The following is a 22,615-nucleotide window of genomic DNA, read 5'->3' on the forward strand; positions in this document are numbered from 1 at the left end:
CCGCCACCCACAACGCTGCGAGATCAACACTCGGCATGACGCGACTGTTTGCATTGTTTCTGGCTGCGGCCCTTCTGGCCACCCCATCCCTGGCAGAGCGCTCGAAAGACGCCGCGCAAGAGCTTCTGAACCGGGAAAAAACCATTATGGCCTCTGCTGGCCAATCGCATTTGACCTCTCTCGTGACCCCCGTCTCAGCCTCGGGTACCATCTACAACGCCTCCTGGCTGAACTCCCAACAACGCGCCTCGGGTGGTGCACAGTGGGAATGCCTCGCCGAAGCGCTCTATTTCGAAGCGCGTGGCGAAACGATCAAGGGCCAGTTCGCCGTGGCCGAAGTCATCATGAACCGCGTCAAGAGCGCCCGTTTTCCCAACAGCGTCTGCGGTGTGATCAACCAAGGCACCGGCAAGAAATACCAGTGCCAGTTCACCTATACCTGTGACGGCATCCCCGAGCGCATCCACGAGCCGCAGGCCTGGGAACGGGTCGGCAAGGTGGCGCGCGCCATCCTTGACGGGCGCGTGCCGATGAACCTGACCAATGGCGCAACCCATTACCACACAACCGCAGTGCGCCCACGGTGGTCGCGCACCTACACGAAGACCGCGTCGATCGGCGTGCATGTCTTCTACCGCCACACATGGCGTGTCAGCTCGAGCAGCTGAGCCGACACCGAATTTGACCTGCGGGATGTCGCGAGCGGTGCCTGAAATGCCCCTTCGCGGCATTTTCGTTTGTGCTAACGTCTGGTAGCCCGGACGTGACCGACCAAGGGGACCGCGCCATGAGCTCTGAAATCCGACTTGCCTTTGCGCATCCGTCCGAACGCGCCATTGCAACAGCAGATGACGGGCCCGTGGACCGCATCTCGTTGCGCGACCATATCGTCGAGGTCGAGATCGGCGCATTCCAGGCCGAGCGCGGCACACGGCAACGTGTCTGCTTCAACGTCGTGGTCGAGGTTCAGCCCATCGTTGGCCATATCGACGACGATGTGGACCGCATCCTGTCCTATGACCGGGTGACCGAGGCGATTGCAACCGAACTGGGCGCGGAACGCCTGAACCTTCTGGAAACGCTGGCCGAACGCATCGCCGAACGGATCCTGCTTGAGCCTCAGGCGCTGCGGGCCTTCGTGCGGATCGAAAAGCTGGATCGCGGCCCCGGTGCGCTTGGGGTCGAGATCGTGCGGTCGCGCCATGATCTGGGCAGCGCCGTGGCCGACGCCAGCCAGGAGCGTCCGCATCCGCGTGTGGTCTATCTGAGCAATGCCGCGCTCATGTCCGATCATCTGGGCCGCTGGATCGACCAGCTTGCGGCGGAACGTGCGCCGCTTATCCTGTGCGTTGGTCTGCCCGATGGCCCGCGTGCCACAGCCGGACAACCGATGGCGCAACGCCGCATCGACCTTTTGGCCATCGAACAGAACGGCTGGATGCTCGCGGCGCGGGACGCGCGCTGCAAGGTGGTGGCCACCCGCACCGAGCTCGACTGGGCGATGAAGAACGGTCAGGTCTGCATCTGGGCCCCCTCGAAGATCGTGCTCGATGCAGTCGACGGACCGGAGGCACCTGTGACCGATACAGTGGCCCTGACCGGCTGGTTTGCCGAGGAAATGGAGGCGCAGGAGCTTCTGGTGGTCGGCGCAGAGCCGCCGTCCCTCGGGAATGTTTCAGTTCGCAACAGCCCCATCGGCGAAAGCGTGCTCTAGACGCTTGTCAAACTGCGCAGAGCGTTTCATTCACCGCGCATGAACACCTATTTTCGCCCCCTGCCCCGGTCCGGCGGTCCGCGCCCGAAAGAGGCTCTGGATCTTGCCGGCGGACCGCTCTGGTTCACCGAAGCCATGGCGTTGCGGCGCGATGGACCGCCCGAGCTCATCCCCGCCAAGGCCATCCCCGAAGACATGCGGAACAGGCTCTCGGCGCCGCGCGCTCCGATTGCCGGGATGGATATGGGACGCGTGACGCTGATGGGCATTCTGAACGTCACGCCCGACAGCTTTTCCGATGGCGGTCGCTACCTTGATCCCGAGGCCGCAGTCACGCAGGCGCGACGGATGGCGGCCGCAGGCGCGGGCCTCATTGACGTCGGCGGCGAAAGCACGCGTCCCGGTGCAGAAACCGTGCCGGTGGACGAGGAAATCCGCCGGGTGGCCGGGCCGATTGCGGCGATTGCAGGCGAGTTGGATGTGCCGATCTCGATCGACACGCGCAAAGCCCCGGTGGCGGAGGCGGCGCTTGATGCGGGGGCGGCGCTGGTCAATGACGTGGCCGGGTTCACCTATGATGCGGCTCTTGCGCCGCTCTGCGCCGACCGGCAGGTTCCGGTCTGCGTGATGCATGCGCAGGGCGATCCGCAAACCATGCAGGTCGCGCCCCGCTATGACGATGTACGGCTCGACGTCTATGATTTCCTGTCCGAGCGTGTCGATGCGCTGGTGGCGCAGGGTATTGCGCGCGATCAGATCCTTGTCGATCCGGGCATCGGGTTCGGCAAGACGCTGGATCACAACCTTGCCCTGCTGCGCGACATCGCGCTGTTTCACGGGTTGGGCTGCCCGATCCTGCTGGGCGCGTCGCGCAAGAAATTCATCGGCACGATTTCTGGGGCTGGCACGGCGGACACACGTGTCGCGGGATCGGTGTCGGTGGCCTTGCACGGAGCGACCCAAGGCGTGCAAGTCATACGCGTGCATGATGTGAACGAGACACGCCAGGCGTTGGCGCTCTGGCAGGCAATCGAGTGGGGTTACGAGAATGGGGCGTAAGCTTTTCGGAACGGATGGTGTGCGCGGCACGGCCAATATCCACCCGATGACCGCCGAGATGGCGCTGCGCATCGGGGCCGCGGTGGGACGGCATTTCCGACAGGACTCCAAGGGTGTGCACCGTGTGGTGATCGGCAAGGACACGCGCCAATCGGGCTACATGTTCGAGAACGCGCTGACCGCCGGTCTGACCTCGACCGGGATGAATGTGCTTCTGCTGGGGCCCGTGCCGACACCGGCCGTGGGGCTGCTGACACCCTCCATGCGCGCCGATCTGGGGATCATGATTTCGGCCAGCCACAATCCGGCTGCGGATAACGGGATCAAGTTCTTCGGCCCCGACGGATTCAAGCTGTCGGATGCGGACGAGGCCGAGCTCGAGGCGCTGATCGAGACCGGGGTCGAGTCCGCACAGGCCGCGAGTATCGGACGTGCGAAGCGCATCGACGACGGGCGCTTCAGGTACCAGGAACGGGTGAAGTCCACCTTCCCGTCCGATCTGCGGCTCGACGGGCTGAAGGTGGTGATCGATTGTGCCAATGGCGCAGCCTACAAGACCGCCCCCGAAGTCCTTTGGGAACTGGGCGCCGAGGTGATCCCGCTTGGGGTTGCGCCCAATGGCGCGAACATCAACGAAGGCTGCGGGTCGACGCACCCGCAACTGGCCGCCGCCGCCGTGGTGGCGCATGGCGCGGATGTGGGCATCTGTCTGGATGGCGACGCCGACCGGGTGATCCTGATCGACGAGACCGGACAGGTGGCTGATGGCGACCAGATCATGGCACTGATGGCAGCTCGCTGGGCCGAGGAAGACCGCCTGCGTGATGGAGTTCTGGTTGCAACAGTGATGTCCAATCTCGGGCTCGAACGGTTCCTGACCGCCAAGGGGCTGCGGCTGGAACGCACGGGGGTCGGTGACCGCTACGTGGTCGAGGCGATGCGGCGCGGCGGGTGGAACCTTGGCGGTGAACAGTCCGGCCATATCGTGATGACGGATTTCGCCACGACGGGCGACGGGTTGATGGCAGGGCTGCAATTCCTCGGTGAGATGTGCCGCACCGGAAAACCTGCAAGCGCGTTGGCCCGCAGCTTTGATCCGGTGCCGCAATTGCTGAAGAACGTCCGGTACGATCCGTCGGTGGCACCGCTCGAAGTGGCGTCGGTCAAGGCCGCCATCGCGGACGCGGAAGCCCGGCTCAACGGAAGCGGGCGGCTCTTGATCCGCAAATCGGGCACGGAACCGCTGATCCGGGTCATGGCCGAATGCGAGGACGAGGCGCTGCTGGTCGACGTGGTGGACGGGATCGTGGCCGAGGTCGCCGCATCGGTTTGAAATCGGCGCGGATGGTGGCGAATGTCTTCAATGGGTGACAGCGCACGTCCTGTGCCTGGCGCAGGGATGCGTCGACGCATCCTACGTTTGCGTTGACGCAAACGCGTGCGGAGCTCAGCGGGCGCGCAGCACCGACTCCAGCCTGTCCGAGAGCGCGTGGAACCGCGCAGGATCTGCCACCGGCACGTCATACGCCATCGCCGCCACAGCTCCGAACGGGTAGACGACGGCGAAAGCCCCGGTCTTCGGCCCGAACGGGATCGCCAGAGCCCCGGCATGGGACATGCGAAAGCCGTCGTCCGCCGCCTCGTAATTCATGCCCAACCCGTAATAGCTGCCCTCGGCGCGGGCGATATGCGGCAGTGCCAGCGGATCGCGCCCCACCCGGCCCTCGGGTCCGAACCAGTGCCAGAGCAGCGCCGCATGATCCGCCATCGTCATCCGCCATCCGCCCCATGCCGCGAAGGCGCCAAAGCGCGGAGACAGTGTGCCCGTTGCCGCCGCCGGGTCGAGCACGCGCCTGCGGCAGCTGGCTTCGTAGCTGGTTCCTGTGGTGACTTCGATGATCCGCCCCAAGAGCGCGTAGTTTTCGTTGGTGTAGGCAAACTCTCCGCGGGTGCCCCCCTGGCGGCTGCGGTTCAGCACGATGTCGGTGACATGGGCGTGGCGCGGTTCTGTCTCGTTCAGCCAGAACCCCATGCGAAGCTGGGTCGAATCCCGTCCGATGCCGGCGCTGTGGGTGACAAGCTCGGCCAATGTGGCGGGTGGGGCCGCCTGACCGAGGGCATCGGTCAGGGTCATGTCCCAGGACAACGCGCCGTCATCGACCAGCGCGAGCACACAGAGCGCCGTGATCGCCTTGGAGTTCGACGCGAGGTCGAACGCGCTGTCCGCGTTGTGCTGATGGGTTGCCGTGCCGCCTTCGAGGACCGCGATACCGGTGGTCGTGGCACCTTCGGCGCGCGCCCAGTCCGAGAACACCGCAACCGGGTCTGCGCCGACCTCGGCGCCAGAGGCGGCGGCTCCGAAGGCGAGAAGGGCCAGAAGGCGTTTCATGCCTTCTGGCTAGCAAATCTCCTGGTCGCCCGGCAAGGGCGCGTCAGGCGCTGGCCTTGCCGTAGATGGCGGCAATCCGCGCGATCGCCTGTTCGGGCGGCAGTTCCTCGCTCTCGCCCGTGCGGCGCGAGGTGAGTTCCACCACGCCGTTCTTCAACCCACGCGGGCCAACGGTGATCCGCCACGGCAGGCCGATCAGGTCCATCGTGGCGAACTTGGCCCCGGCCCGTTCGCTGCGGTCGTCGTACAGCGGCTCGAGGCCCAGCGCGGTCAGGCTGGCATAGAGCGCGTCGCAGGCGGCATCTGCCTCCTCGTCGCCCTGCTTGAGGTTGACGATCCCGCAGTGGAACGGGGTCACGCCCTCGGGCCAGATGATGCCGTTGTCGTCGTGGCTGGCTTCGATGATCGCGCCCAAGAGGCGGCTGACCCCGATCCCGTGCGAGCCCATATGCACCGGCACCTTGTTGCCCTCGGCATCGGCCACGGTTGCGCCCATGGCGTCGGAATACTTGGTGCCGAAGTAGAAGATCTGCCCCACTTCGATGCCCCGCGCGGTGCGGCGGCGCTCTTCGGGGACCTTGGCGAATTCGGCCTCGTCATGGGTTTCGTCGGTGCGGGCATAGCGGGAGGTGAACTCCTCCAGCACGGCCTGACACTGTTCAACACTGTCATAGTCGATGGCGCGGTCGCCGAATTTCAGATCGGTGATCTGGCTGTCATAGAACACCTCGGATTCGCCGGTTTCGGCCAGCACGAGGAATTCGTGCGTGTCGTCACCGCCGATGGGGCCGGAATCGGCGCGCATCGGGATGGCCTGCAGGCCCATACGTTCGTAGGTGCGCAGGTAGCTGACCAGATGGCGGTTATAGGCGTGCAGCGCGTCTTCCTTGGTCAGGTCGAAATTGTAGCCGTCCTTCATCAGGAATTCGCGGCCCCGCATCACGCCGAAGCGCGGGCGGATCTCATCGCGGAATTTCCACTGGATGTGGTAGAGCGTCAGGGGCAGGTCCTTGTAGCTGCCGACATGGCTGCGGAAAATGTCGGTGATCAGCTCTTCGTTTGTGGGACCGTAGAGCATGTCGCGGCCATGCCGGTCTGTGATGCGCAGCATTTCCTGCCCGTAATCGTCATATCGGCCGGATTCGCGCCAGAGGTCCGCCGATTGCAGCGTCGGCATCAGCATCGGGATATGGCCCGCGCGGACCTGTTCCTCGTGCACGATATTTTCGATGTTGCGCAGCACCTTGTAGCCCAGCGGCAGCCAAGAATAGATGCCGGCGCTGGCCTGTTTGATCATGCCGGCACGCAGCATCAGCCGGTGGCTGACGATCTGGGCCTCGGACGGGGTTTCCTTGAGAACGGGCAGAAAATAGCGGGACAGACGCATCTGGGACCTCGGATCGGTGGTTTGGCCCGTCCTAGCGGGTTGCAGCGGCACCGACAAGAGCAGGACGCGGTGCGCCACTTGGCCTGATCCTTGCAGAGGCCTTGGGTTGAATATGTCAGACAGCCGCCCCGGAATGTGAATGCGCGACAGCGAAGCGATGTCCTTGCCCTTGTCCTACCACCTTGTGCAGGGCATCGGCAGCGTGTTGGCGATTCTGCTGCTCGGGGTCATGGTGTTCTTCCTGCTGCCCCGCCCGGAACGTCGGTCGCACCTGTCGCGCGCCCTCGATGCGGGGGCGGTCCGGGGGTTTCCGTTCTTCGATGTCACGACCCTTCTGGCGGCCACGCTGAGCCCCGGGATTATTCGATCCCAGCTCGGCGCAGACCGCCGTCGGATCGCGCGGCGTCTGTCACGCGCCGAGGCGCGGTTGCGGTCGACCGTGCCCTCCTCTTTCGGCGTGACCGGCGATCTGACCGCGCGTCAGAAAGCGCTTCTGGAGCTTGAGCAGGTCGCCCGGGAGGCGGCGCATCTGCAGCTTGGCTCTGACTATCTTCGGACGATGGAGCGTCTGTGCGCCTATGTGCGGCACGAGGCCCCGGCCAAGGGGGCCGTGGCCTTCCCCCTGCCCGAATGGCAGCCTTTGGCGGACAACGCCACCGCCGCGGAGAAAGCCAGCCATCTTGCGTGGCGCGACGTGCGCTTTGCGCATCGAAGCAGTTCCAACGCGCGCGACTGGGCCAGAGCGCGTCCGCCGCCCCGCGCGGACATCGCGCTGGCGCTGCGCATCCTAGGGCGGCGCAGTCCGGAGCAGCGCGCGTTTGAGGCGCGTCTGGCGGATGACGCGACAGACGACGCCATCTGGGTTTTCGATCTGCCCTGCCCGGCCCGGCCCGAGCGGGGTGATCCGCCTTTGCAAATCGCGCCGGCCCATGAGGCGCTGGAGGCGTGGACCCAAGAGATGTTGCGCTATCGCGGGTTCCGGCCCGACCTGCGCGGTACGAACCTGCAGGGTGCGGACCTGTCCGGGCTGATCCTGAGTGGCTGCCGTCTGGACGGAGCACGGCTCGATGGGGCGATCCTCAGCGATGCGCGGCTCGACGGGGTGCGGCTTGTTCGGGCCAGTCTGATCGGAGCGGATCTGTCCCATGCGCGGCTGGGCGGTGCGGACCTGTCGGAAACGCGCATGGAAGCCGCGAACCTTGCCTGTGCGGACCTGCGCGGCGCACGGCTGATCCGAGCAGAGTTGGACTGGGCCAATCTCAGGATGGCACGGATGCAGGGGGCCGACCTGTCGGAAGCGCGGATGGAGGTGGCATCGCTGTACAAGGCGCAGCTGGAGCACGCCTGCCTGTTCCGGGCGCGACTCGACGGGGCGGTGCTGACATCCTCCTCTCTGGCGGGGGCGGATTTGCGACAGGTGCGGGCCATCTGGGCCAATTTCGCAGAGGCGAAGATGCAGTCCGCCTGCCTGCAGGGCGCCGTTCTTGATGCTGCGGACCTGCGTCTGGCCGACCTGTCGGGCGCGGATCTGGGCCATGCGCGGATGACAGGTGCGAATCTCTACCAAACCCGGCTTGCCGGAGCTGTCTTCTGCCGCACACGGCTGAGCGGCGTCACCTCTGCGGGGACTGCGTGCTTCGAAGGCGCCGTGTTCGAGGACATGGACGAGAAAGACCTCGCTCTCGTGCCACTGCGCACCGGGTCTGACGGGATCGACAGCCACGGCCCCCATGAGGCCGTGGCCCAGTCGCTGGAGGATTGGTCAACGCAGCGCGCCGAAATGGAGCACGCGCAGATGGAAGACGGATCGGACCTGATCGACCCCGCGTGACGTCCCTTCGAAACCGCCCGGATTTCAGGCAAAGGCGCGCAGATTGACGACGGCGTCTTTTTCTCCAAAACTCAGCGGGTCAAAAAGATGAATTGTAAATTGAGATTTACAGATCATCATGTCACTCTACTTGGACATGCGTGCACTGCCCTGTTTTTTGGAGTCTGAGTCGGAATGAACGTCAATATGGCCATGCCTGCCACGCCGCACGGGCTTGAGGGCATTCTTGCGCTCGGGTTCGAGACGGTGCCCTTTGCGGCCCTGTTCTACCTGCCCGATGACAAGCTGACCATCCTGTGGCGCAATTCCGCACATGCGGTGATGTCGGGATCTGTCGGGTCGGATATCGCTGGCATGGGCATGTTCGAGGCCTTCCCGCCCAGTTCCGAAGACGGCGGGTCGGATGCCGTGGATTTCATCCGCAAGGCGACGGACGAGGTTCTGCGGAGCGGCAAGCCGCAGGAGGTCGGACCCGCACGTTTTGACCTTTTGAACGACGAGGGTCATTACGTCGAACATCACTGGCAGATGCATTTTGCGCCGATCCGCAAGGACGGTGAGATCATCGCCATCCTCCAGACGGCGCGCGACGTGACCGAGGCAACGCTGACGGCGCGATTGGCCCAGAGCCATCGGCGCGCGGCAACCTCGACCGCGTCTGTCGCCTATTTCAGCTATGATCCCGAAACCGATCTGTTCCTTCGCCATGATGCCATCGATGCCATGTTCGGCTTTGCCCCGAACGAGGCCGGGCCCTATGCAGGCCCGTTCTTCGACCGAGTCCACCCTGAGGATATTGATGCGGTCCATGCCGAAGTGGCGCGCGTGCTTGCCGCGCCGCATGGCGAGATCGCCTCGTTCGACTACCGCGTGCCGCTGCCCTCGGGCGACGAACGGTTCGTCCGCATCCGGGGCGAGATCGCAACCGATCCGATCGACCGTCGGCCCAAACTGGTGGGCACGTTCGTTGACCTGACCGATATCGAAACCGCGAGGCGTGACCTTGAACAGGCGGTAACGGCGCGCGAGGCGCTGGTGGTCGAGGCCAATCACCGGATCAAGAACAGTCTGCAGATCGCGCTGTCGCTGCTGCGGTTGCAGTCGAGCAAGCTGATGGTGGCGGGTGGACCTGCGGCCGACAAGGCGCGCGAGGCGCTGCGTGCGGTGGAATCGCGGGTCCGTGCGGTTGCGGATGTGCACGCGGCGATCCAGATCGACGATGATGCGGCACAGATCAACCTGGTCACCCTGTTCACCCGTCTGGTGCAGTCGACCCGCAAGAGCGCGGAACTGCCCGACGCCGCGATGCTGTTCACCCATCCCGACACCCGCATCCGTCTGCGCAGCGACACGGCCATCGCGCTCAGCCTGATGCTCAATGAATTGCTGACCAACGCGATCAAGTACGGCGCGCCGTCGCCACAGGCGCCGGTGACGGTCGATCTGGCGACCTCCGAGGTGGACGGGGTGCGCATCGCGGTGGCGAATGCGGATCTGAACCGTACGGCATCGACGCTCGACATCGATTCCTCGGGCACGGGTGAGCGGCTCGTGCAACAATTCGCCAGCCAGATCGGTGCCACGATCACGCGAACCAAGGACGGTGTGCAGGTCGTGGCGACCATCCTGATGCCGGTGGAGGCCACGGGTCCCGCTGTTGTTGAGGGCGCGGCATGACGGACCTGCGCAGGGACGCCCTGTTGCTTGGCGCGCTAGTGGCAGATGCGGCGAGTCTCGGGCTGCACTGGCTCTACGATCCGGATCGCATCGCCAGCATCGCCGATGAGCGCGGCACCGCCGCCTTTGCCCCGGTCGATGCCCGGTACTTCGAAGGGGTGCCCGGCTATTTCGCCCATGGCGCCCGGACGGTCGGCATGCTCACGCAATATGGCGAGGCGCTCTATCTTGCGATGCGGACCATGATCGCCAGCGGAGGCGCCTTTGACGACGCCGCCCAGCGCAGCGCCTTTGCCGCGCATTTCGGACCGGGAGGGGCCTATCAAGGCTATATCGACCGACCAACCCGTGGCACCTTGGAGCGGATCGCAGCCGAAACCCTGCCCTCGGGGATCGACGACGATCAGAACCCCGCTCTGTCCCGGCTTCCCGCCATTGTTGCCGCCTATCACGGCCGGCCGGACCTGGCCGAGCGCGCCATTGCGGCGATGCAGATCACCAATGTGAACGACGTGGCGGAGGCCTATACGGCGGTGTTTGCCGACCTCTTGTGCCGCGTGGTGCAGGGCACGCCACCGAGCGACGCGCTTGACGCGGTCGCCGACGGAGCAACCGGCGAGGTGAAAGCCGCCCTTGAGGACGCGCTGAGAACGGATGAAGCGGACAGCACGGTCTATGCCGGTCTTGTCGGCCGCGCCTGCCACCTGCCCACGGCCGGACCGGTCATGTTCCACGTCCTGCGCCACAGCACCAGCTATTCCGACGCGGTGGAGCGGAACATTCGGGCGGGCGGCGACAGCGCCGGGCGGTCCCTGATGATCGGGGCTGTTATGGGTGCCGTACACGGGATCGGGACACCCGAGGGCATCCCGCTCGATTGGGTTCTGGCGCTGAGCGATGGTGCCGCGATCTGGGACGCCTGCCAGGCTTTGGGACGGGATTGATCCGGAAATATCTGGGGTTTACACCCCCCAAACAGCGCGGCGCATTTTGCGTCAACGCAAAATAGCGATGCGTCGACGCATCGCAGTCCGTGTTCCAGCCGGTGTTCATCCTTGCACCCACCTCTTGAAACCCTCCCCCGGACAGGCGATGTAGGAACCGGATCACAGGGGCAGATCGCATGGCACTTCCCGCGCGGGAACAGCTGAAATACTGGGGCATCGCCGCCGCCGTCTTCGCGGTGGTGCTGTGGTTCCTTGGCGACGTGCTCCTGCCCTTCGTGCTGGGCGGTGCGATTGCCTATTTCCTCGATCCCGTGGCCGACCGTCTGGAGCGGATGGGGTTCAGCCGGGTGATGGCCACCGCGATCATCACGGTGATCGGCGTTCTGGCCTTCGTGCTGCTGCTGCTCTGGGTGATCCCGTCGCTGGTCAATCAGGCGCTGGACCTCTTCGACGTGGCCCCTACCCTTTTCGCCAATCTGCGCGATTTCCTGATCGAGCGTTTCCCCGACCTCATGGACACCGAAAGCCCGCTGCGCCAGTCGCTGGTGTCCGTGGGCGAGACCATCAAATCGCGCGGCGGCGAATTGCTCAATACCGTGCTCAGCTCGGCGGCGGGCATCATCAACATCGTCATGCTTTTCGTGATCGTGCCGGTGGTGGCGGTCTACCTGCTGCTGGACTGGGACAACATGGTCGCGCGCATCGACGAGCTTTTGCCGCGCGATCACGCGCCCACCATCCGCAAACTCGCCTCGGACATCGACGCGACACTGGCCAGCTTCATCCGGGGCATGGGCACCGTCTGCATCATCCTTGGCACCTATTACGCGGTGGCGCTCATGGCGCTGGGTCTGCAGTTCGGGCTGGTGGTCGGATTTGTGGCCGGGCTTGTGACCTTCATCCCCTATCTTGGCGCGCTGATCGGCGGGGCGCTGGCCATCGGCCTCGCGCTGTTCCAGTTCTGGGGTGACTGGGTGTCCATCGGCCTTGTCGCGGGCGTGTTCGTGCTGGGTCAGGTGATCGAGGGCAATGTGCTCACCCCGAAACTGGTGGGGTCGTCCGTGGGGTTGCACCCGGTCTGGCTGATCCTCGCGCTGTCGATCTTCGGCACGCTGTTCGGGTTTGTGGGCATGCTCGTCGCAGTACCTGTCGCCGCGTCCATCGGCGTGATCACGCGGTTTGCCGCGCAACAATATCTTCAAAGCCGCCTCTATCGCGGACTGAGTGACCAGGACCGGCAATAGATGGCCTTACAACTGAAATTCGACATTCCGGCGCGGCCAGCGCTGGGGCGCGGGGACTTTTACGTCACGCAAAGTAACGCAGTCGCCATCGGGCTGGTGGACACCTGGCCGAACTGGCCGAATGGCAAGCTGGCCCTTGTGGGTCCGGCAGGATCGGGCAAGACGCATCTGGCCCATGTCTGGTGCGGCGACAGTGGCGGGCGGATGATTGCGGCGCGCGATCTGGACCGCGAGTCTGTGCCTATGCTTGCCACAGCACCGATCTGCGTCGAGGAGGTGGACCGGATCGCCGGCAATCGTGCCGCCGAAGAGGCGCTGTTTCATCTGCACAATCTTGTGCTGGCCAACGGCCATTCCCTGCTGCTCACCGCCGCGTCCCCGCCTGCGGGCTGGCAGATCACCCTGCCCGACCTGGCCAGCCGGATGGCCGGCACCACGGTAGCCAAGCTGGCCGCTCCGGATGACATCCTGCTGTCGGCTGTTCTGGCCAAGCTTTTCGCCGATCGTCAGATCGTGCCCATGCCTGACGTGATCCCCTATCTGGTGCGCTGGATGCCGCGCTCGTTCGAGGCCGCCGGGCAGGTGGTGGCCCATCTCGACACCGAAGCGCTTGGCACACCCAAGGGCGTGACGCGCAGCCTTGCGCGCACCGCGCTGGCCGATCTTGAATTTCGGGAAGAAACGGCGTCAGACTAGAGGTTTAGGGTGATGTCCTGAGGCACAGCGTCACCGAACTGTCACGCGCCACCGCTAAAGGACCATCATGAACAGCGCAGATTTCCTCCATGCCCCCACCCCCGCCGCGACCGACATTCCGGATCTCGACCTGACCGGCCCCGGTCGGTTCTTCAACCGCGAGATGTCCTGGCTGGGGTTCAACTGGCGGGTTCTGGAGGAGGCCGAGAATCCGCGCGTGCCCCTGCTGGAACGGCTGCGGTTCCTGTCGATCTCGGCCACCAATCTTGACGAGTTCTACACCGTGCGCGTGGCCGGGCTGCGCGAACTGGCGCAGGCGGGCAACATCACACCGGCCGCAGACGGTCTGACCCCGGCGGAACAGCTGGTGCTGATCAACGAGGACGCGCGCAAACTGATGGCCTCGCAACAGCGCGTGCTGGTCGACCTGCGGACCCGGATGGAGTCCGAAGGCATCTCGATCCTGTCGCGCGACACGCTGGATGCCGACGACCTGACCTTTCTGGAAGACGTGTTCCTGAACCAGGTCTTCCCGGTTCTGTCGCCGCTGGCCATCGACCCCGCGCACCCGTTCCCGTTCATCGCCAACAACGGCTATTGCCTTGCACTGCAACTGGAACGGCGCAAGGACAAGACGGGCCTGCAGGCGCTCTTGCCGATCCCGGCACAGGTGGCGCGGTTCGTGGCCCTGCCCCGGCGCGATGGCGCGGACCGGTTCCTGTTTCTCGAAGACCTGCTTCTGCTGCATTTCGACCGGCTTTTCCCGGGCTACAAGCTGCGCGACCATTTCGGGTTCCGCGTCCTGCGCGACAGCGACATCGAGGTCGAGGACGAGGCCGAAGACCTTGTGCGCGAATTCGAGGTTGCCCTCAAACGGCGGCGGCGCGGCGAAGTGGTGCGCCTGACCATCACGTCAGGTGCGCCGCAGGGTCTGCGCGAAACGGTGATGCGCGAGTTGCGCGTGCGCGAAGACGACGTGATCGAGCTGACCGGGATGATCGGCGCGGCGGATCTCAAGGAACTGGTGCTCGACAGCCGCCCCGATCTGCTCTGGCCCAGCTTTACCCCGCGCGTTCCGGAACGGGTGCAGGACCATGACGGCGACATGTTCGCCGCGATCAAGCAGAAGGACATGCTGCTGCACCACCCCTACGAGACCTTCGACATGGTGGTGCGTTTCCTCAATCAGGCCGCGCGCGATCCGGACGTGGTGGCGATCAAGCAGACGCTTTATCGCACGTCGCGCCAGTCGCCCATCGTGGCAGCCCTCTGCGAGGCCGCCGAGGACGGCAAATCCGTCACCGCGCTTGTCGAACTCAAGGCGCGGTTCGACGAAGCGGCCAACATCCGCCAGTCGCGGCGGTTGGAACGCGCGGGGGCACATGTCGTCTATGGTTTTCTCGACTGGAAGACCCACGCCAAGATCTCGGTGGTGGTGCGCCGCGAAGGCGACCGGCTGGTGACCTATACCCATTACGGCACCGGCAATTATCACCCGATCACCGCGACCATCTACACGGATCTGAGCTTTTTCACCTGTGACGCCGCGCTGGGGCGCGATGCGACCAAGGTGTTCAACTACCTGTCGGGCTATGCCCTGCCCGACGGTCTGGCAAACCTGAGCATCTCGCCGCATTCGCTCAAACCCAAGATGCTCGAGATGATCGCGGCCGAAGCCGAACATGCCCGGGCCGGCAAACCGGCGCAGATCTGGATCAAGATGAATTCGCTGATCGAGCCCGACATGATCGACGCGCTTTATGAGGCCAGCCGGGCCGGGGTGCAGATCGACTGCGTGATCCGCGGGATCTGCGGCCTGCGCCCGGGCGTGAAGGGCCTGAGCGAGAACATCCGCGTGAAATCCATCGTCGGGCGATTCCTCGAACACTCGCGCATCATCTGTTTCGGCAACGGCTACGGCCTGCCCCACAAGAAAGCCCGCGTGTTCATGTCCTCCGCCGACTGGATGGGTCGCAACCTGACGCGTCGGGTGGAAACGCTGGTCGAGATCGAGAACGCCACCGTGAAGGCGCAGATCGTGAGCCAGATCATGGCCGCGAATCTGGCGGATGTGGCGCAAAGCTGGATCATGCAACCGGACGGCCGCTTTGTCCGCGCGACATGGGACGAAGGGGATTTCGCGTTCAACTGCCACCGGTTCTTCATGGAAAATCCGTCGCTGTCCGGGCGTGGATCTGCCGGCGCGTCTGACGTTCCCAAACTGACCCATACCGAGGAATAGGGCGCGCAAGAGCTTTCGAAAGCTCTTGATCCCGCTTTTCGAAAAGCGGGGTCCCGTCCCCACCGGTCCGTGTTCACGGTGTTATGTTTTCTTGACCTGCCTCCGTCGCTTTGACACGGTGCGCGCAACCTGACGAGGAGAGCCAATGGACGGAACCAGCGACACCGAACACGATCCGACGGGCCTGTTCGGGCGCCCTCTGTTCAACGATCCGCAAGCACGCGCGCTCAGTCGTGTCGGCGTGGTTGATATCGGATCGAACTCGGTGCGCCTTGTCGTCTTCGACGGCGCGGCGCGGTCTCCGGCGTATTTCTACAACGAGAAACTGATGTGCGCGCTGGGGGCGGGCATGTCCGACACCGGGCGGCTGAATCCCGAAGGCCGGTCCCGTGCCTTGCAGGCGCTGAAGCGCTTTCAGGCCCTGGCCGAAGGCATGGACCTGCCGCCTCTGACCGTTGTCGCGACAGCGGCCGTGCGCGAAGCCGAGGACGGGGCGGAGTTCCGCGAGGATGTGCTGCGCGAAACCGGTCTGCGGATCTGGGTGATCGACGGCGAAGAAGAGGCGCGGCTGTCGGCGCAGGGCGTGATGCTGGGCTGGCCCGGCAGCTACGGGCTTGTCTGCGACATCGGCGGATCATCCATGGAATTGGCCGAGATCGCGAAAGGCCGGGTGGGCAAGCGGATCAGTTCAAACCTCGGCCCGCTCAAGCTGCGCGACCTCAAGGGCGGGCACAAGGGGCGCGACGCGCATATCAAGGCCGTGATGGCCAAACTTGCGGATCACATGGGCCCGCAGCGCGACAGGCTGTTCCTCGTGGGGGGCTCGTGGCGCGCAATTGCGCGGATCGACATGCACCGCCGGGGCTATCCGCTGCATGTGCTGCACGAATACCGGATGGACAAGAAGGCGGTGTCCCAGACGGTGAAATACATCAAGTCGAGCGATCTCGAAGAGCTGCGGGCGGCCTGTGGTGTGTCCAGTGCGCGGATGGACCTTGTGCCCTATGCCGTGGACGTGCTCAAACGGCTGGTGCAGACCTTCAAGCCCAAGGATATCGCGATCTCGAGCTACGGGATCCGCGAGGGGCTGCTTTACGAACAGATGCCGCAAGACCTGCGCGACCGCGATCCGCTGATCGAGGCCTGTCGCTTTGCCGAAGCGAAGGATGCGCGCCTGCCCGGCTTTGGCAACAAGCTCTTCCGCTTCGTGCTGCCGCTGTTTTCCGGCGCTGACGCCGCACGGATGCGGCTGATCAAGGCGGCCTGCCTGCTGCATGACGTGAGCTGGCGGGCACATCCGGACTACCGTGCCGAGACCTGCTTCGACAATGCGACGCGCGCCAATCTTGGCGGGCTCAAGCATTCGGAACGGGTGTTCCTGGGCCTCGCGCTGCTGCACCGCTACAAGAACAAGCGCGAAGGCACACGGTTCGAAGAGCTGGAGGGGCTGTTGTCGGAAAAGGCAACGCTCGAGGCCGAGGTTCTGGGCAAGGCGCTGCGCTTTGGCGCTATGCTCTGGATGTCCGATGCGAGCGCAGACGGAACCGTTCTGGAGTGGCGACCACGCAAGAAACTGCTGCGGCTGAAACTGACACGGGGGTCCGTTGCGCTCTATGGCGAAGTGGCCGAGGCGCGTTTCCTGTCGTTGGCGGCCTCGCTCGAGGCAGAGACCGAAGTGGTGGTCCAGCGCTGACGGACGCGTCGACGCGTCCGTGCGGTTCCGTCGACGGAACCGCACACCCGGCATTTTACCGATTGGTCAAGTTCAGAGATCCGGGCCGCCCTGCTCCACCACGCGGCGGATGCGCCGGATGGCCAGCCAGACCATCAGCACCACGGGAATCGTCGCCGCGGCGGTCACGGCCCCTTTCGAGATGCCCAGCATGTCCGCCACCGGGTAAAGGAGGTAGCCTGCCAGCGACACCGCGTAGTAGCTGATCGCCACGACGGACAGCCCTTCGACCGTCTTTTGCAGGCGCAGCTGCATGTCCGCGCGCTGGTTCATGCTTTCGAGCAGTTGCTGGTTCTGCGCCGAGCGCGCCACCTCGACCCGGGTACGCAGAAGATCGCCCGCCCGCACCGCCCGTGCCGCCATGGCCGACAGGCGCTTTTCGGCGGATTTGACGGTGCGCATCGCCGGATCGTAGCGGCGGGTCATGAATTCGGCAAAGGTCTGGCGGCCCTGGAACCGCTCTTCGCGCAGGACCGAGACGCGTTGTTCGACAATCGCCTCGTAGGCCCCGGTCGCCCCGAACCGAAATGAGGTCTGCGCCGACAGGCTTTCCAGCTCAGCCGAGACCGCCAGCAGCGACTTCAACCGATCTTCCTCATGTCCGTCGCCATGGGTCATCGCGGCCATCAGCAGGTTCAGTTCGTTGTCGATCTCACCCATGCGCGGTCCCATCTCGCGCACACGGGTAAAGCCCAGCATGGACATGGTCTTGTAGGTTTCGATCTCGCACAGGCGCTGCACGATCCGGCCCACACGGCGGCGCCCGATGCCCTTGCGCACGAAGCAGCCAAAACGCAGATGGCCCGCCGGGTCGATGCGGAAATCGCCTGCAACGATGGCGTCGTCATCCAGCACACGGCTTACGGCAAGGCTTTCGGGCACGAACCAGTCCGAGAGGTGCTGGGAAATGGTTTCCTCGTCGGGACGATCCTCGACCCGGATCAGCGCCGAGGTGATGCGTACACCCGGCGCCGAAGCCAGCCAACTGTCCGGGAACACGTCCATATCCGCGGGATCGAACGGCCGGTCGGTCAGCCCGTTCAGAAACACCGTATAGGTCACAAATTCCGTATGCTGTTCCCATTTCAGCGTGTGCTGCCCGATCTGGCCCGAGAAATGCGTCGCCCCCGGCTGTGGATGCGCGGTGCCATAGCGGTCGAGCAGGACCTTGAGGTGATCCAGATCCAGTGTCTTGTCGCGCGCGGCGGCCGCCTTTGGCTTTTTCAGCGCAAGATAGACCGCGCGACAGGGCGCTTCGAGCGAGGGAAACGGACGCGCGTGCAGCTCGTTCGACAGGGCATAGCGCAGGGGATGATCTTCGATGGGTGCCATGGGTCGGTCTTTCAAATTTCGCCAAGACTTAGGCGCGCGGTTTTCGCAAGTAAAGGAAATTTCCTGAAATTTCAGTATTTTACCGGTATCCAACTGTATGCAGTCTTTTTTCAGAACCGCACGAGGCCCCGCGCTCAAGAATGAGGCAGAGGTGAAAAGCGTGACAGTTCAACGGTCTGACATCGGATTTGGACGCTCTGCACAGTCGCTGGGAGGGTCATTGGCGTCACCGCAGCGACACAGCAATTTGGGGCCCACAGGTTCACAATGGATGCGGCACAGGCGCATGAAAAAACCCCGCATCCTGCGATGCGGGGTTTTCCTGATCAATCTGCCGATGCCTGTCAGGTGATCTTGCTCAGCAGGGTGTCGAGGCTGGCTTTGGCGTCGCCATAGAACATCCGCGTGTTGTCCTTGAAGAACAGCGGGTTCTCGATGCCGGAATAGCCGGTGCCCTGACCACGCTTGGACACGAAGACCTGCTTGGCCTTCCAGCATTCCAGAACCGGCATGCCGGCGATGGGGCTGTTGGGATCGTCCTGTGCGGCCGGATTCACGATGTCGTTCGAGCCGATGACGATGGCGACATCCGTATCCGGGAAATCGTCGTTGATCTCGTCCATCTCGAGCACGATGTCGTAGGGCACCTTGGCTTCGGCCAGAAGCACGTTCATGTGGCCGGGCAGACGGCCCGCGACCGGGTGGATCGCGAAACGCACTTCCTTGCCCTTGGCGCGCAGGCGGCGGGTGAGTTCGGCCACGTTCTGCTGTGCCTGCGCCACCGCCATGCCGTAGCCCGGGATGATGATGATGCTGTCGGCCTCGTCCAGAGCCTGAGCGACACCGTCGGCGTCGATGGCGATCTGTTCGCCTTCCACCGCCATCTGTTCGCCTGCAGGGCCACCAAAGCCACCCAAGATCACGCTGATGAAGCTGCGGTTCATCGCCTTACACATGATGTAGGACAGGATCGCACCGGAAGAGCCCACAAGCGCACCCACCACGATCAGCAGGTCGTTGCCGAGGCTGAAGCCGATCGCGGCAGCCGCCCAGCCCGAGTAGCTGTTGAGCATGGAGACCACGACCGGCATGTCCGCGCCGCCGATGCCCATGATCAGGTGATAGCCGATGAAAAGCGCCAACAGGGTAAGCAGGACCAGCGTCCAGCTTCCCGAACCGCTCAGATACATGATCGCCAGCAGCACCGACAGCGCCGCAGCACCTGCGTTGAGCATGTGACCGCCCGGCAGCTTCTTGGCCGAAGTGTCGACCTTGCCCGCCAGTTTGCCATAGGCGATGACCGAGCCGGTGAAGGTCACGGCACCGATCCAGATGCCCAGCACCAGTTCGACCTTGAGGATGTTGATCTCCACATTGGTCTTCTTGGCGATGAGTTTGCCGAAGGACGACAGGCCGTCATAGACCTCTTTCGGCAGGCCGATGGCGGTATAGCCGTCGTCAGCAACCGCCCCCATCACGAGGTTATTGGCCTCGTAGATGTCGGCGATGTTGTTGATCATGATGTCGGCGTTGAAGCCCACGAAGACCGCCGCCAGACCGACGAGGCTGTGCATGATGGCCACAAGCTCGGGCATCTGGGTCATCTGCACGCGTGTGGCCAACTGATAGCCCACACCTGCGCCCAGCGCGATCAGCACGATAGAGGCGACGAACAGCCCCTGCCCCGGTCCGATCAGCGTTGCCAGAACGGCGATGGCCATACCGACGATGCCGTACCACACCGCGCGCTTGGCGCTTTCCTGACCGCTCAGACCGCCGAGGGACAGGATGAAGAGAACCGCTGCGACCGCATAGGCCGCGATGGTGAATCCGAATTCCATGGTGCCTGCCCCCTTAGGATTTCTGGAACATGGCGAGCATGCGCCGTGTCACGAGGAAGCCGCCGAAAATGTTGATCGAGGCCATGAAGATACCCAGCGCCGCCAGAAGCGTGATGAGAAGCGAACTGGATCCGATCTGGATCAGCGCGCCCAGGATCACGATGGACGAGATCGCGTTGGTGACGGCCATCAGCGGCGTGTGCAGCGAATGCGCCACGTTCCAGATCACCTGGAAGCCGATGAAGACCGACAGCACGAACACGATGAAGTGCTGCATGAAGCTGGCCGGAGCGACCAGACCGACACCCAGAACCAGCGCCGCCCCGATGGCGAGCAGAGTGACCTGCTGCTTGGTCTGCGCCTTGAACGCCGCCACTTCGTTGGCGCGCTTTTCTTCGGGTGTGAGTTCCTTGGCCTTTTCCTTGGGCTTGGCGGCGATCGCCTGAACCTTGGGCGGGGGCGGCGGGAAGGTAACGGCCTTGCCATGCGCGATGGTGGCGCCCCGGATCACGTCGTCTTCCATGTTGTGCACGACCTGCCCGTCTTTTTCGGGCGTGAGGTCGGTCATCATGTGACGGATGTTGGTGGCGTAGAGGTTGGACGATTGCGTGGCCATGCGCGACGGGAAATCGGTGTAGCCGATGATCGTGACACCGTTTTCGGTGACGATCTTTTCATCCATCACGGTCAGCTTGCAGTTGCCGCCCTTTTCGGCGGCAAGGTCGACGATGACCGAACCCGGCTTCATCGACGCCACCATGTCGGGGGTCCAAAGCTCGGGCGCTTCGCGGTTCGGGATCAGCGCGGTGGTGATCACGATGTCCATATCGGGGGCCAGTTCGCGGAACTTGGCAAGCTGGGCAGCGGCGAATTCCGGCGAGGACACAGAGGCATAGCCACCGGTGGCGGCACCATCCTGCTGCTCTTCCTCGAAATCGAGGAAGACGAATTCAGCCCCCATGGATTCGACCTGTTCGGCCACTTCCGGGCGCACGTCGAAGGCGTAGGTGATCGCACCCAGCGAGGTCGATGTGCCGATGGCGGCAAGACCGGCCACACCGGCACCGACGACCAGAACCTTGGCCGGGGGCACCTTGCCCGCAGCGGTGATCTGACCGGTGAAGAAGCGGCCGAAATTGTTACCCGCTTCGATCACGGCGCGATAGCCCGCGATGTTCGCCATCGAGGACAGCGCGTCCATCTTCTGCGCGCGGCTGATGCGCGGGACCATGTCCATGGCGATGACGTTGGTGCCCTGATCGGCGGCCTGCTGCATCAGCTTTTCGTTCTGGGCGGGCCAGAAGAACGAGATCAGAAGCTGGCCTTCGCGCGACTTCTTCAGTTCGGCCTCGGTCGGCGGACGCACCTTGGCGACCACATCGGCCTCTTTCCAAAGAGCTGCGGCGGTTTTGACAACCTCGACGCCCGCGTCTTTGTACGTATCGTCGTTATAGCCTGCTGCGTCGCCTGCACCGCTTTCGATGATGCACTCATACCCCAGCTTCTGAAGCTGGCGGGCGGACTCCGGGGTCATGGCAACGCGTGCCTCACCCTTCATCACTTCCTTTGGCGTCCCGATTTTCACCTGAGCCGTCCCCCTTATGGTTCGTTGCGAAGTGCCGTAGCGGCATGTTTTCCGAAGATGGGTCTACAATGCTGACCTAAAGCGCACAATGCTCCCACCCCTGCGAACCGCCCATCTAGAGCAGTTGCGGGCCTTCTTCTAGAGCCAACGTCGCGTTTGTTTCTCGTATCGGGCAAAATTCGCACGAAAATTTCGCCGCAACCGCTTTTCTTCCGCCAGGATGAAGTGTTTCTCGATCCACCAGACAAAGACCGGGATCAATGGGAGCGATAACACCGCATCCCAGTAGAGGATCATGCCGGTCAGGATCAGCGAATCAGCCAGATAGATGGGGTTGCGCGAACGCTTGAAGATGCCGCTGGTGACCAGCGCATCGGGGTCCCTGTGCGGGATGATCGTCGTGCGATGGCGGCGCATCTCGTAGGCGGCCAACGCGATCAGGACGAACCCTGCGCCGACCAGCAGCCCGCCCAGCAAATCGGCCCAGACCGGGCCGAAACTCAACCCGTAGTCGAAATGGGTCTTCTGCAGCCAAGCGACGCCAAGCGCCGCAGCCAGCCAGACCGGGGGAAGATCGACATAATTCTTCATGCACCGGACATAGCAAAGCCCGGTCGCAAGAGCGAGATGGATCAGATGGACAAAAGGCCGCCCGGACAGGACGACCCGCAGGTCACATCTTTACGCAGCCCAGAATCTCGTTCTTGGGAAGCCGGGCCACCATCACGCCGCCATCGACGCGTTTGACGTGGTAGCCATAGCCGCGCATGCGGAATTTCCATTCGGCATCCGACAGGGTCTTTTGACGTTCCGCCACAAGGAAGTGACGCAGTTCGCCCAGATCCGGGCTGGAGAAGTTTTCGGCAAACATGGGTGTGTCCTAATACGTTACCTTCCCCCTGTTTGTCGCCGTCGATTGTGACCAATTTTGGAACCAAA

18 protein-coding genes are annotated in these 22,615 nt (G+C 63.9%); 11 read left to right on the forward strand and 7 right to left on the reverse strand.

The features are described 5' to 3' along the window. Nucleotides 1-35 precede the first annotated feature (35 nt). The 4 genes from MRY75_RS20185 to glmM all read left to right on the forward strand — a co-directional run bounded on the left by MRY75_RS20185 (nucleotide 36) and on the right by glmM (nucleotide 4,106). Nucleotides 36-668 (forward strand): cell wall hydrolase, encoded by a 633-nt coding sequence (locus MRY75_RS20185; RefSeq protein ID WP_292309774.1) that lies wholly within the window; start codon nucleotides 36-38, stop codon nucleotides 666-668. Nucleotides 669-787: 119 nt separating this feature from the next. After that, complete coding sequence (locus tag MRY75_RS20190) at nucleotides 788-1,714, forward strand: dihydroneopterin aldolase (RefSeq protein WP_292309775.1); 927 nt, start codon at nucleotides 788-790, stop codon at nucleotides 1,712-1,714. A 39-nt stretch (nucleotides 1,715-1,753) separates the two neighbouring features. After that, a complete protein-coding gene (folP, locus tag MRY75_RS20195; RefSeq protein WP_292309776.1) occupies nucleotides 1,754-2,773 on the forward strand; it encodes a dihydropteroate synthase in 1,020 nt (339 codons plus the stop codon). Further along, nucleotides 2,763-4,106, forward strand: coding sequence for a phosphoglucosamine mutase (gene glmM, locus MRY75_RS20200; protein ID WP_292309777.1), 1,344 nt, complete (start codon nucleotides 2,763-2,765; stop codon nucleotides 4,104-4,106). The genes folP and glmM overlap by 11 nt, the downstream gene beginning before the upstream one ends. A gap of 114 nt (nucleotides 4,107-4,220) precedes the next feature. On the opposite strand, the gene MRY75_RS20205 is transcribed toward glmM, so the two are convergent. Together MRY75_RS20205 and proS are read right to left on the reverse strand one after the other, a co-directional pair. Continuing rightward, the gene (locus MRY75_RS20205; RefSeq protein WP_292309778.1) at nucleotides 4,221-5,162 is read right to left on the reverse strand and encodes a serine hydrolase; all 942 of its coding nucleotides are present in this window, start codon (nucleotides 5,160-5,162) and stop codon (nucleotides 4,221-4,223) included. A gap of 43 nt (nucleotides 5,163-5,205) precedes the next feature. Continuing rightward, nucleotides 5,206-6,549, reverse strand: a complete 1,344-nt coding sequence (gene proS, locus MRY75_RS20210; RefSeq protein WP_292309779.1) for a proline--tRNA ligase — start codon at nucleotides 6,547-6,549, stop codon at nucleotides 5,206-5,208. 139 nt (nucleotides 6,550-6,688) lie between these two features. On the opposite strand from proS, the gene MRY75_RS20215 reads away from it, so the two are divergent. From MRY75_RS20215 to MRY75_RS20245, 7 genes are all read left to right on the forward strand, one after another. Further along, entirely contained in the window at nucleotides 6,689-8,380 is a 1,692-nt protein-coding gene (locus MRY75_RS20215; RefSeq protein ID WP_292309780.1) for a pentapeptide repeat-containing protein, read from the forward strand. Between the two features lie 174 nt (nucleotides 8,381-8,554). Continuing rightward, on the forward strand, nucleotides 8,555-10,057 hold the full coding sequence (locus MRY75_RS20220; protein ID WP_292309781.1) for a histidine kinase dimerization/phosphoacceptor domain -containing protein: 1,503 nt from the start codon (nucleotides 8,555-8,557) through the stop codon (nucleotides 10,055-10,057). Continuing rightward, nucleotides 10,054-11,001 (forward strand): ADP-ribosylglycohydrolase family protein, encoded by a 948-nt coding sequence (locus MRY75_RS20225; protein WP_292309782.1) that lies wholly within the window; start codon nucleotides 10,054-10,056, stop codon nucleotides 10,999-11,001. The genes MRY75_RS20220 and MRY75_RS20225 overlap by 4 nt, the downstream gene beginning before the upstream one ends. 179 nt (nucleotides 11,002-11,180) lie before the next feature. After that, nucleotides 11,181-12,248, forward strand: a complete 1,068-nt coding sequence (locus MRY75_RS20230) for an AI-2E family transporter (RefSeq protein WP_292309783.1) — start codon at nucleotides 11,181-11,183, stop codon at nucleotides 12,246-12,248. Continuing rightward, complete coding sequence (locus MRY75_RS20235) at nucleotides 12,249-12,944, forward strand: chromosomal replication initiator DnaA (RefSeq protein ID WP_292309784.1); 696 nt, start codon at nucleotides 12,249-12,251, stop codon at nucleotides 12,942-12,944. Between the two features lie 67 nt (nucleotides 12,945-13,011). After that, nucleotides 13,012-15,186 carry an RNA degradosome polyphosphate kinase gene (locus tag MRY75_RS20240; RefSeq protein ID WP_292309785.1) on the forward strand — a complete coding sequence of 725 codons (2,175 nt, stop codon included), beginning with the start codon at nucleotides 13,012-13,014 and terminating at the stop codon, nucleotides 15,184-15,186. A 145-nt stretch (nucleotides 15,187-15,331) separates the two neighbouring features. Further along, on the forward strand, nucleotides 15,332-16,879 hold the full coding sequence (locus MRY75_RS20245; protein ID WP_292309786.1) for a Ppx/GppA family phosphatase: 1,548 nt from the start codon (nucleotides 15,332-15,334) through the stop codon (nucleotides 16,877-16,879). Nucleotides 16,880-16,951: 72 nt separating this feature from the next. Here the strand turns inward: MRY75_RS20245 and MRY75_RS20250 are convergent, their stop codons facing one another. The 5 genes from MRY75_RS20250 to MRY75_RS20270 all read right to left on the reverse strand — a co-directional run bounded on the left by MRY75_RS20250 (nucleotide 16,952) and on the right by MRY75_RS20270 (nucleotide 22,547). After that, nucleotides 16,952-18,250, reverse strand: coding sequence for a DUF3422 family protein (locus tag MRY75_RS20250; protein WP_292309787.1), 1,299 nt, complete (start codon nucleotides 18,248-18,250; stop codon nucleotides 16,952-16,954). Nucleotides 18,251-18,594: 344 nt separating this feature from the next. Continuing rightward, nucleotides 18,595-20,091, reverse strand: a complete 1,497-nt coding sequence (locus tag MRY75_RS20255) for an NAD(P)(+) transhydrogenase (Re/Si-specific) subunit beta (RefSeq protein ID WP_292309788.1) — start codon at nucleotides 20,089-20,091, stop codon at nucleotides 18,595-18,597. Nucleotides 20,092-20,104: 13 nt separating this feature from the next. After that, nucleotides 20,105-21,676, reverse strand: a complete 1,572-nt coding sequence (locus MRY75_RS20260; protein ID WP_292309789.1) for a Re/Si-specific NAD(P)(+) transhydrogenase subunit alpha — start codon at nucleotides 21,674-21,676, stop codon at nucleotides 20,105-20,107. Between the two features lie 138 nt (nucleotides 21,677-21,814). After that, a complete protein-coding gene (locus MRY75_RS20265; RefSeq protein WP_292309790.1) occupies nucleotides 21,815-22,267 on the reverse strand; it encodes an isoprenylcysteine carboxylmethyltransferase family protein in 453 nt (150 codons plus the stop codon). Nucleotides 22,268-22,349: 82 nt separating this feature from the next. Beyond that, a complete protein-coding gene (locus tag MRY75_RS20270; protein ID WP_292309791.1) occupies nucleotides 22,350-22,547 on the reverse strand; it encodes a hypothetical protein in 198 nt (65 codons plus the stop codon). Nucleotides 22,548-22,615: the final 68 nt, after the last annotated feature.

Origin of the sequence: Marivita sp., assembly GCF_022763305.1 — a bacterium.
In the GTDB taxonomy this organism is placed as follows: Bacteria; Pseudomonadota; Alphaproteobacteria; order Rhodobacterales; family Rhodobacteraceae; genus Marivita.

Bases quoted from the DNA above. Each gene is read 5' to 3' on its own strand.
- MRY75_RS20185 (WP_292309774.1), top strand. From the start codon at position 36: ATGACGCGACTGTTTGCATTGTTTCTGGCTGCGGCCCTTCTGGCCACC.
- MRY75_RS20190 (WP_292309775.1), top strand. From the start codon at position 788: ATGAGCTCTGAAATCCGACTTGCCTTTGCGCATCCGTCCGAACGCGCC.
- folP (WP_292309776.1), top strand. From the start codon at position 1,754: ATGAACACCTATTTTCGCCCCCTGCCCCGGTCCGGCGGTCCGCGCCCG.
- glmM (WP_292309777.1), top strand. From the start codon at position 2,763: ATGGGGCGTAAGCTTTTCGGAACGGATGGTGTGCGCGGCACGGCCAAT.
- MRY75_RS20205 (WP_292309778.1), bottom strand. From the start codon at position 5,162: ATGAAACGCCTTCTGGCCCTTCTCGCCTTCGGAGCCGCCGCCTCTGGC.
- proS (WP_292309779.1), bottom strand. From the start codon at position 6,549: ATGCGTCTGTCCCGCTATTTTCTGCCCGTTCTCAAGGAAACCCCGTCC.
- MRY75_RS20215 (WP_292309780.1), top strand. From the start codon at position 6,689: ATGCGCGACAGCGAAGCGATGTCCTTGCCCTTGTCCTACCACCTTGTG.
- MRY75_RS20220 (WP_292309781.1), top strand. From the start codon at position 8,555: ATGAACGTCAATATGGCCATGCCTGCCACGCCGCACGGGCTTGAGGGC.
- MRY75_RS20225 (WP_292309782.1), top strand. From the start codon at position 10,054: ATGACGGACCTGCGCAGGGACGCCCTGTTGCTTGGCGCGCTAGTGGCA.
- MRY75_RS20230 (WP_292309783.1), top strand. From the start codon at position 11,181: ATGGCACTTCCCGCGCGGGAACAGCTGAAATACTGGGGCATCGCCGCC.
- MRY75_RS20235 (WP_292309784.1), top strand. From the start codon at position 12,249: ATGGCCTTACAACTGAAATTCGACATTCCGGCGCGGCCAGCGCTGGGG.
- MRY75_RS20240 (WP_292309785.1), top strand. From the start codon at position 13,012: ATGAACAGCGCAGATTTCCTCCATGCCCCCACCCCCGCCGCGACCGAC.
- MRY75_RS20245 (WP_292309786.1), top strand. From the start codon at position 15,332: ATGGACGGAACCAGCGACACCGAACACGATCCGACGGGCCTGTTCGGG.
- MRY75_RS20250 (WP_292309787.1), bottom strand. From the start codon at position 18,250: ATGGCACCCATCGAAGATCATCCCCTGCGCTATGCCCTGTCGAACGAG.
- MRY75_RS20255 (WP_292309788.1), bottom strand. From the start codon at position 20,091: ATGGAATTCGGATTCACCATCGCGGCCTATGCGGTCGCAGCGGTTCTC.
- MRY75_RS20265 (WP_292309790.1), bottom strand. From the start codon at position 22,267: ATGAAGAATTATGTCGATCTTCCCCCGGTCTGGCTGGCTGCGGCGCTT.
- MRY75_RS20270 (WP_292309791.1), bottom strand. From the start codon at position 22,547: ATGTTTGCCGAAAACTTCTCCAGCCCGGATCTGGGCGAACTGCGTCAC.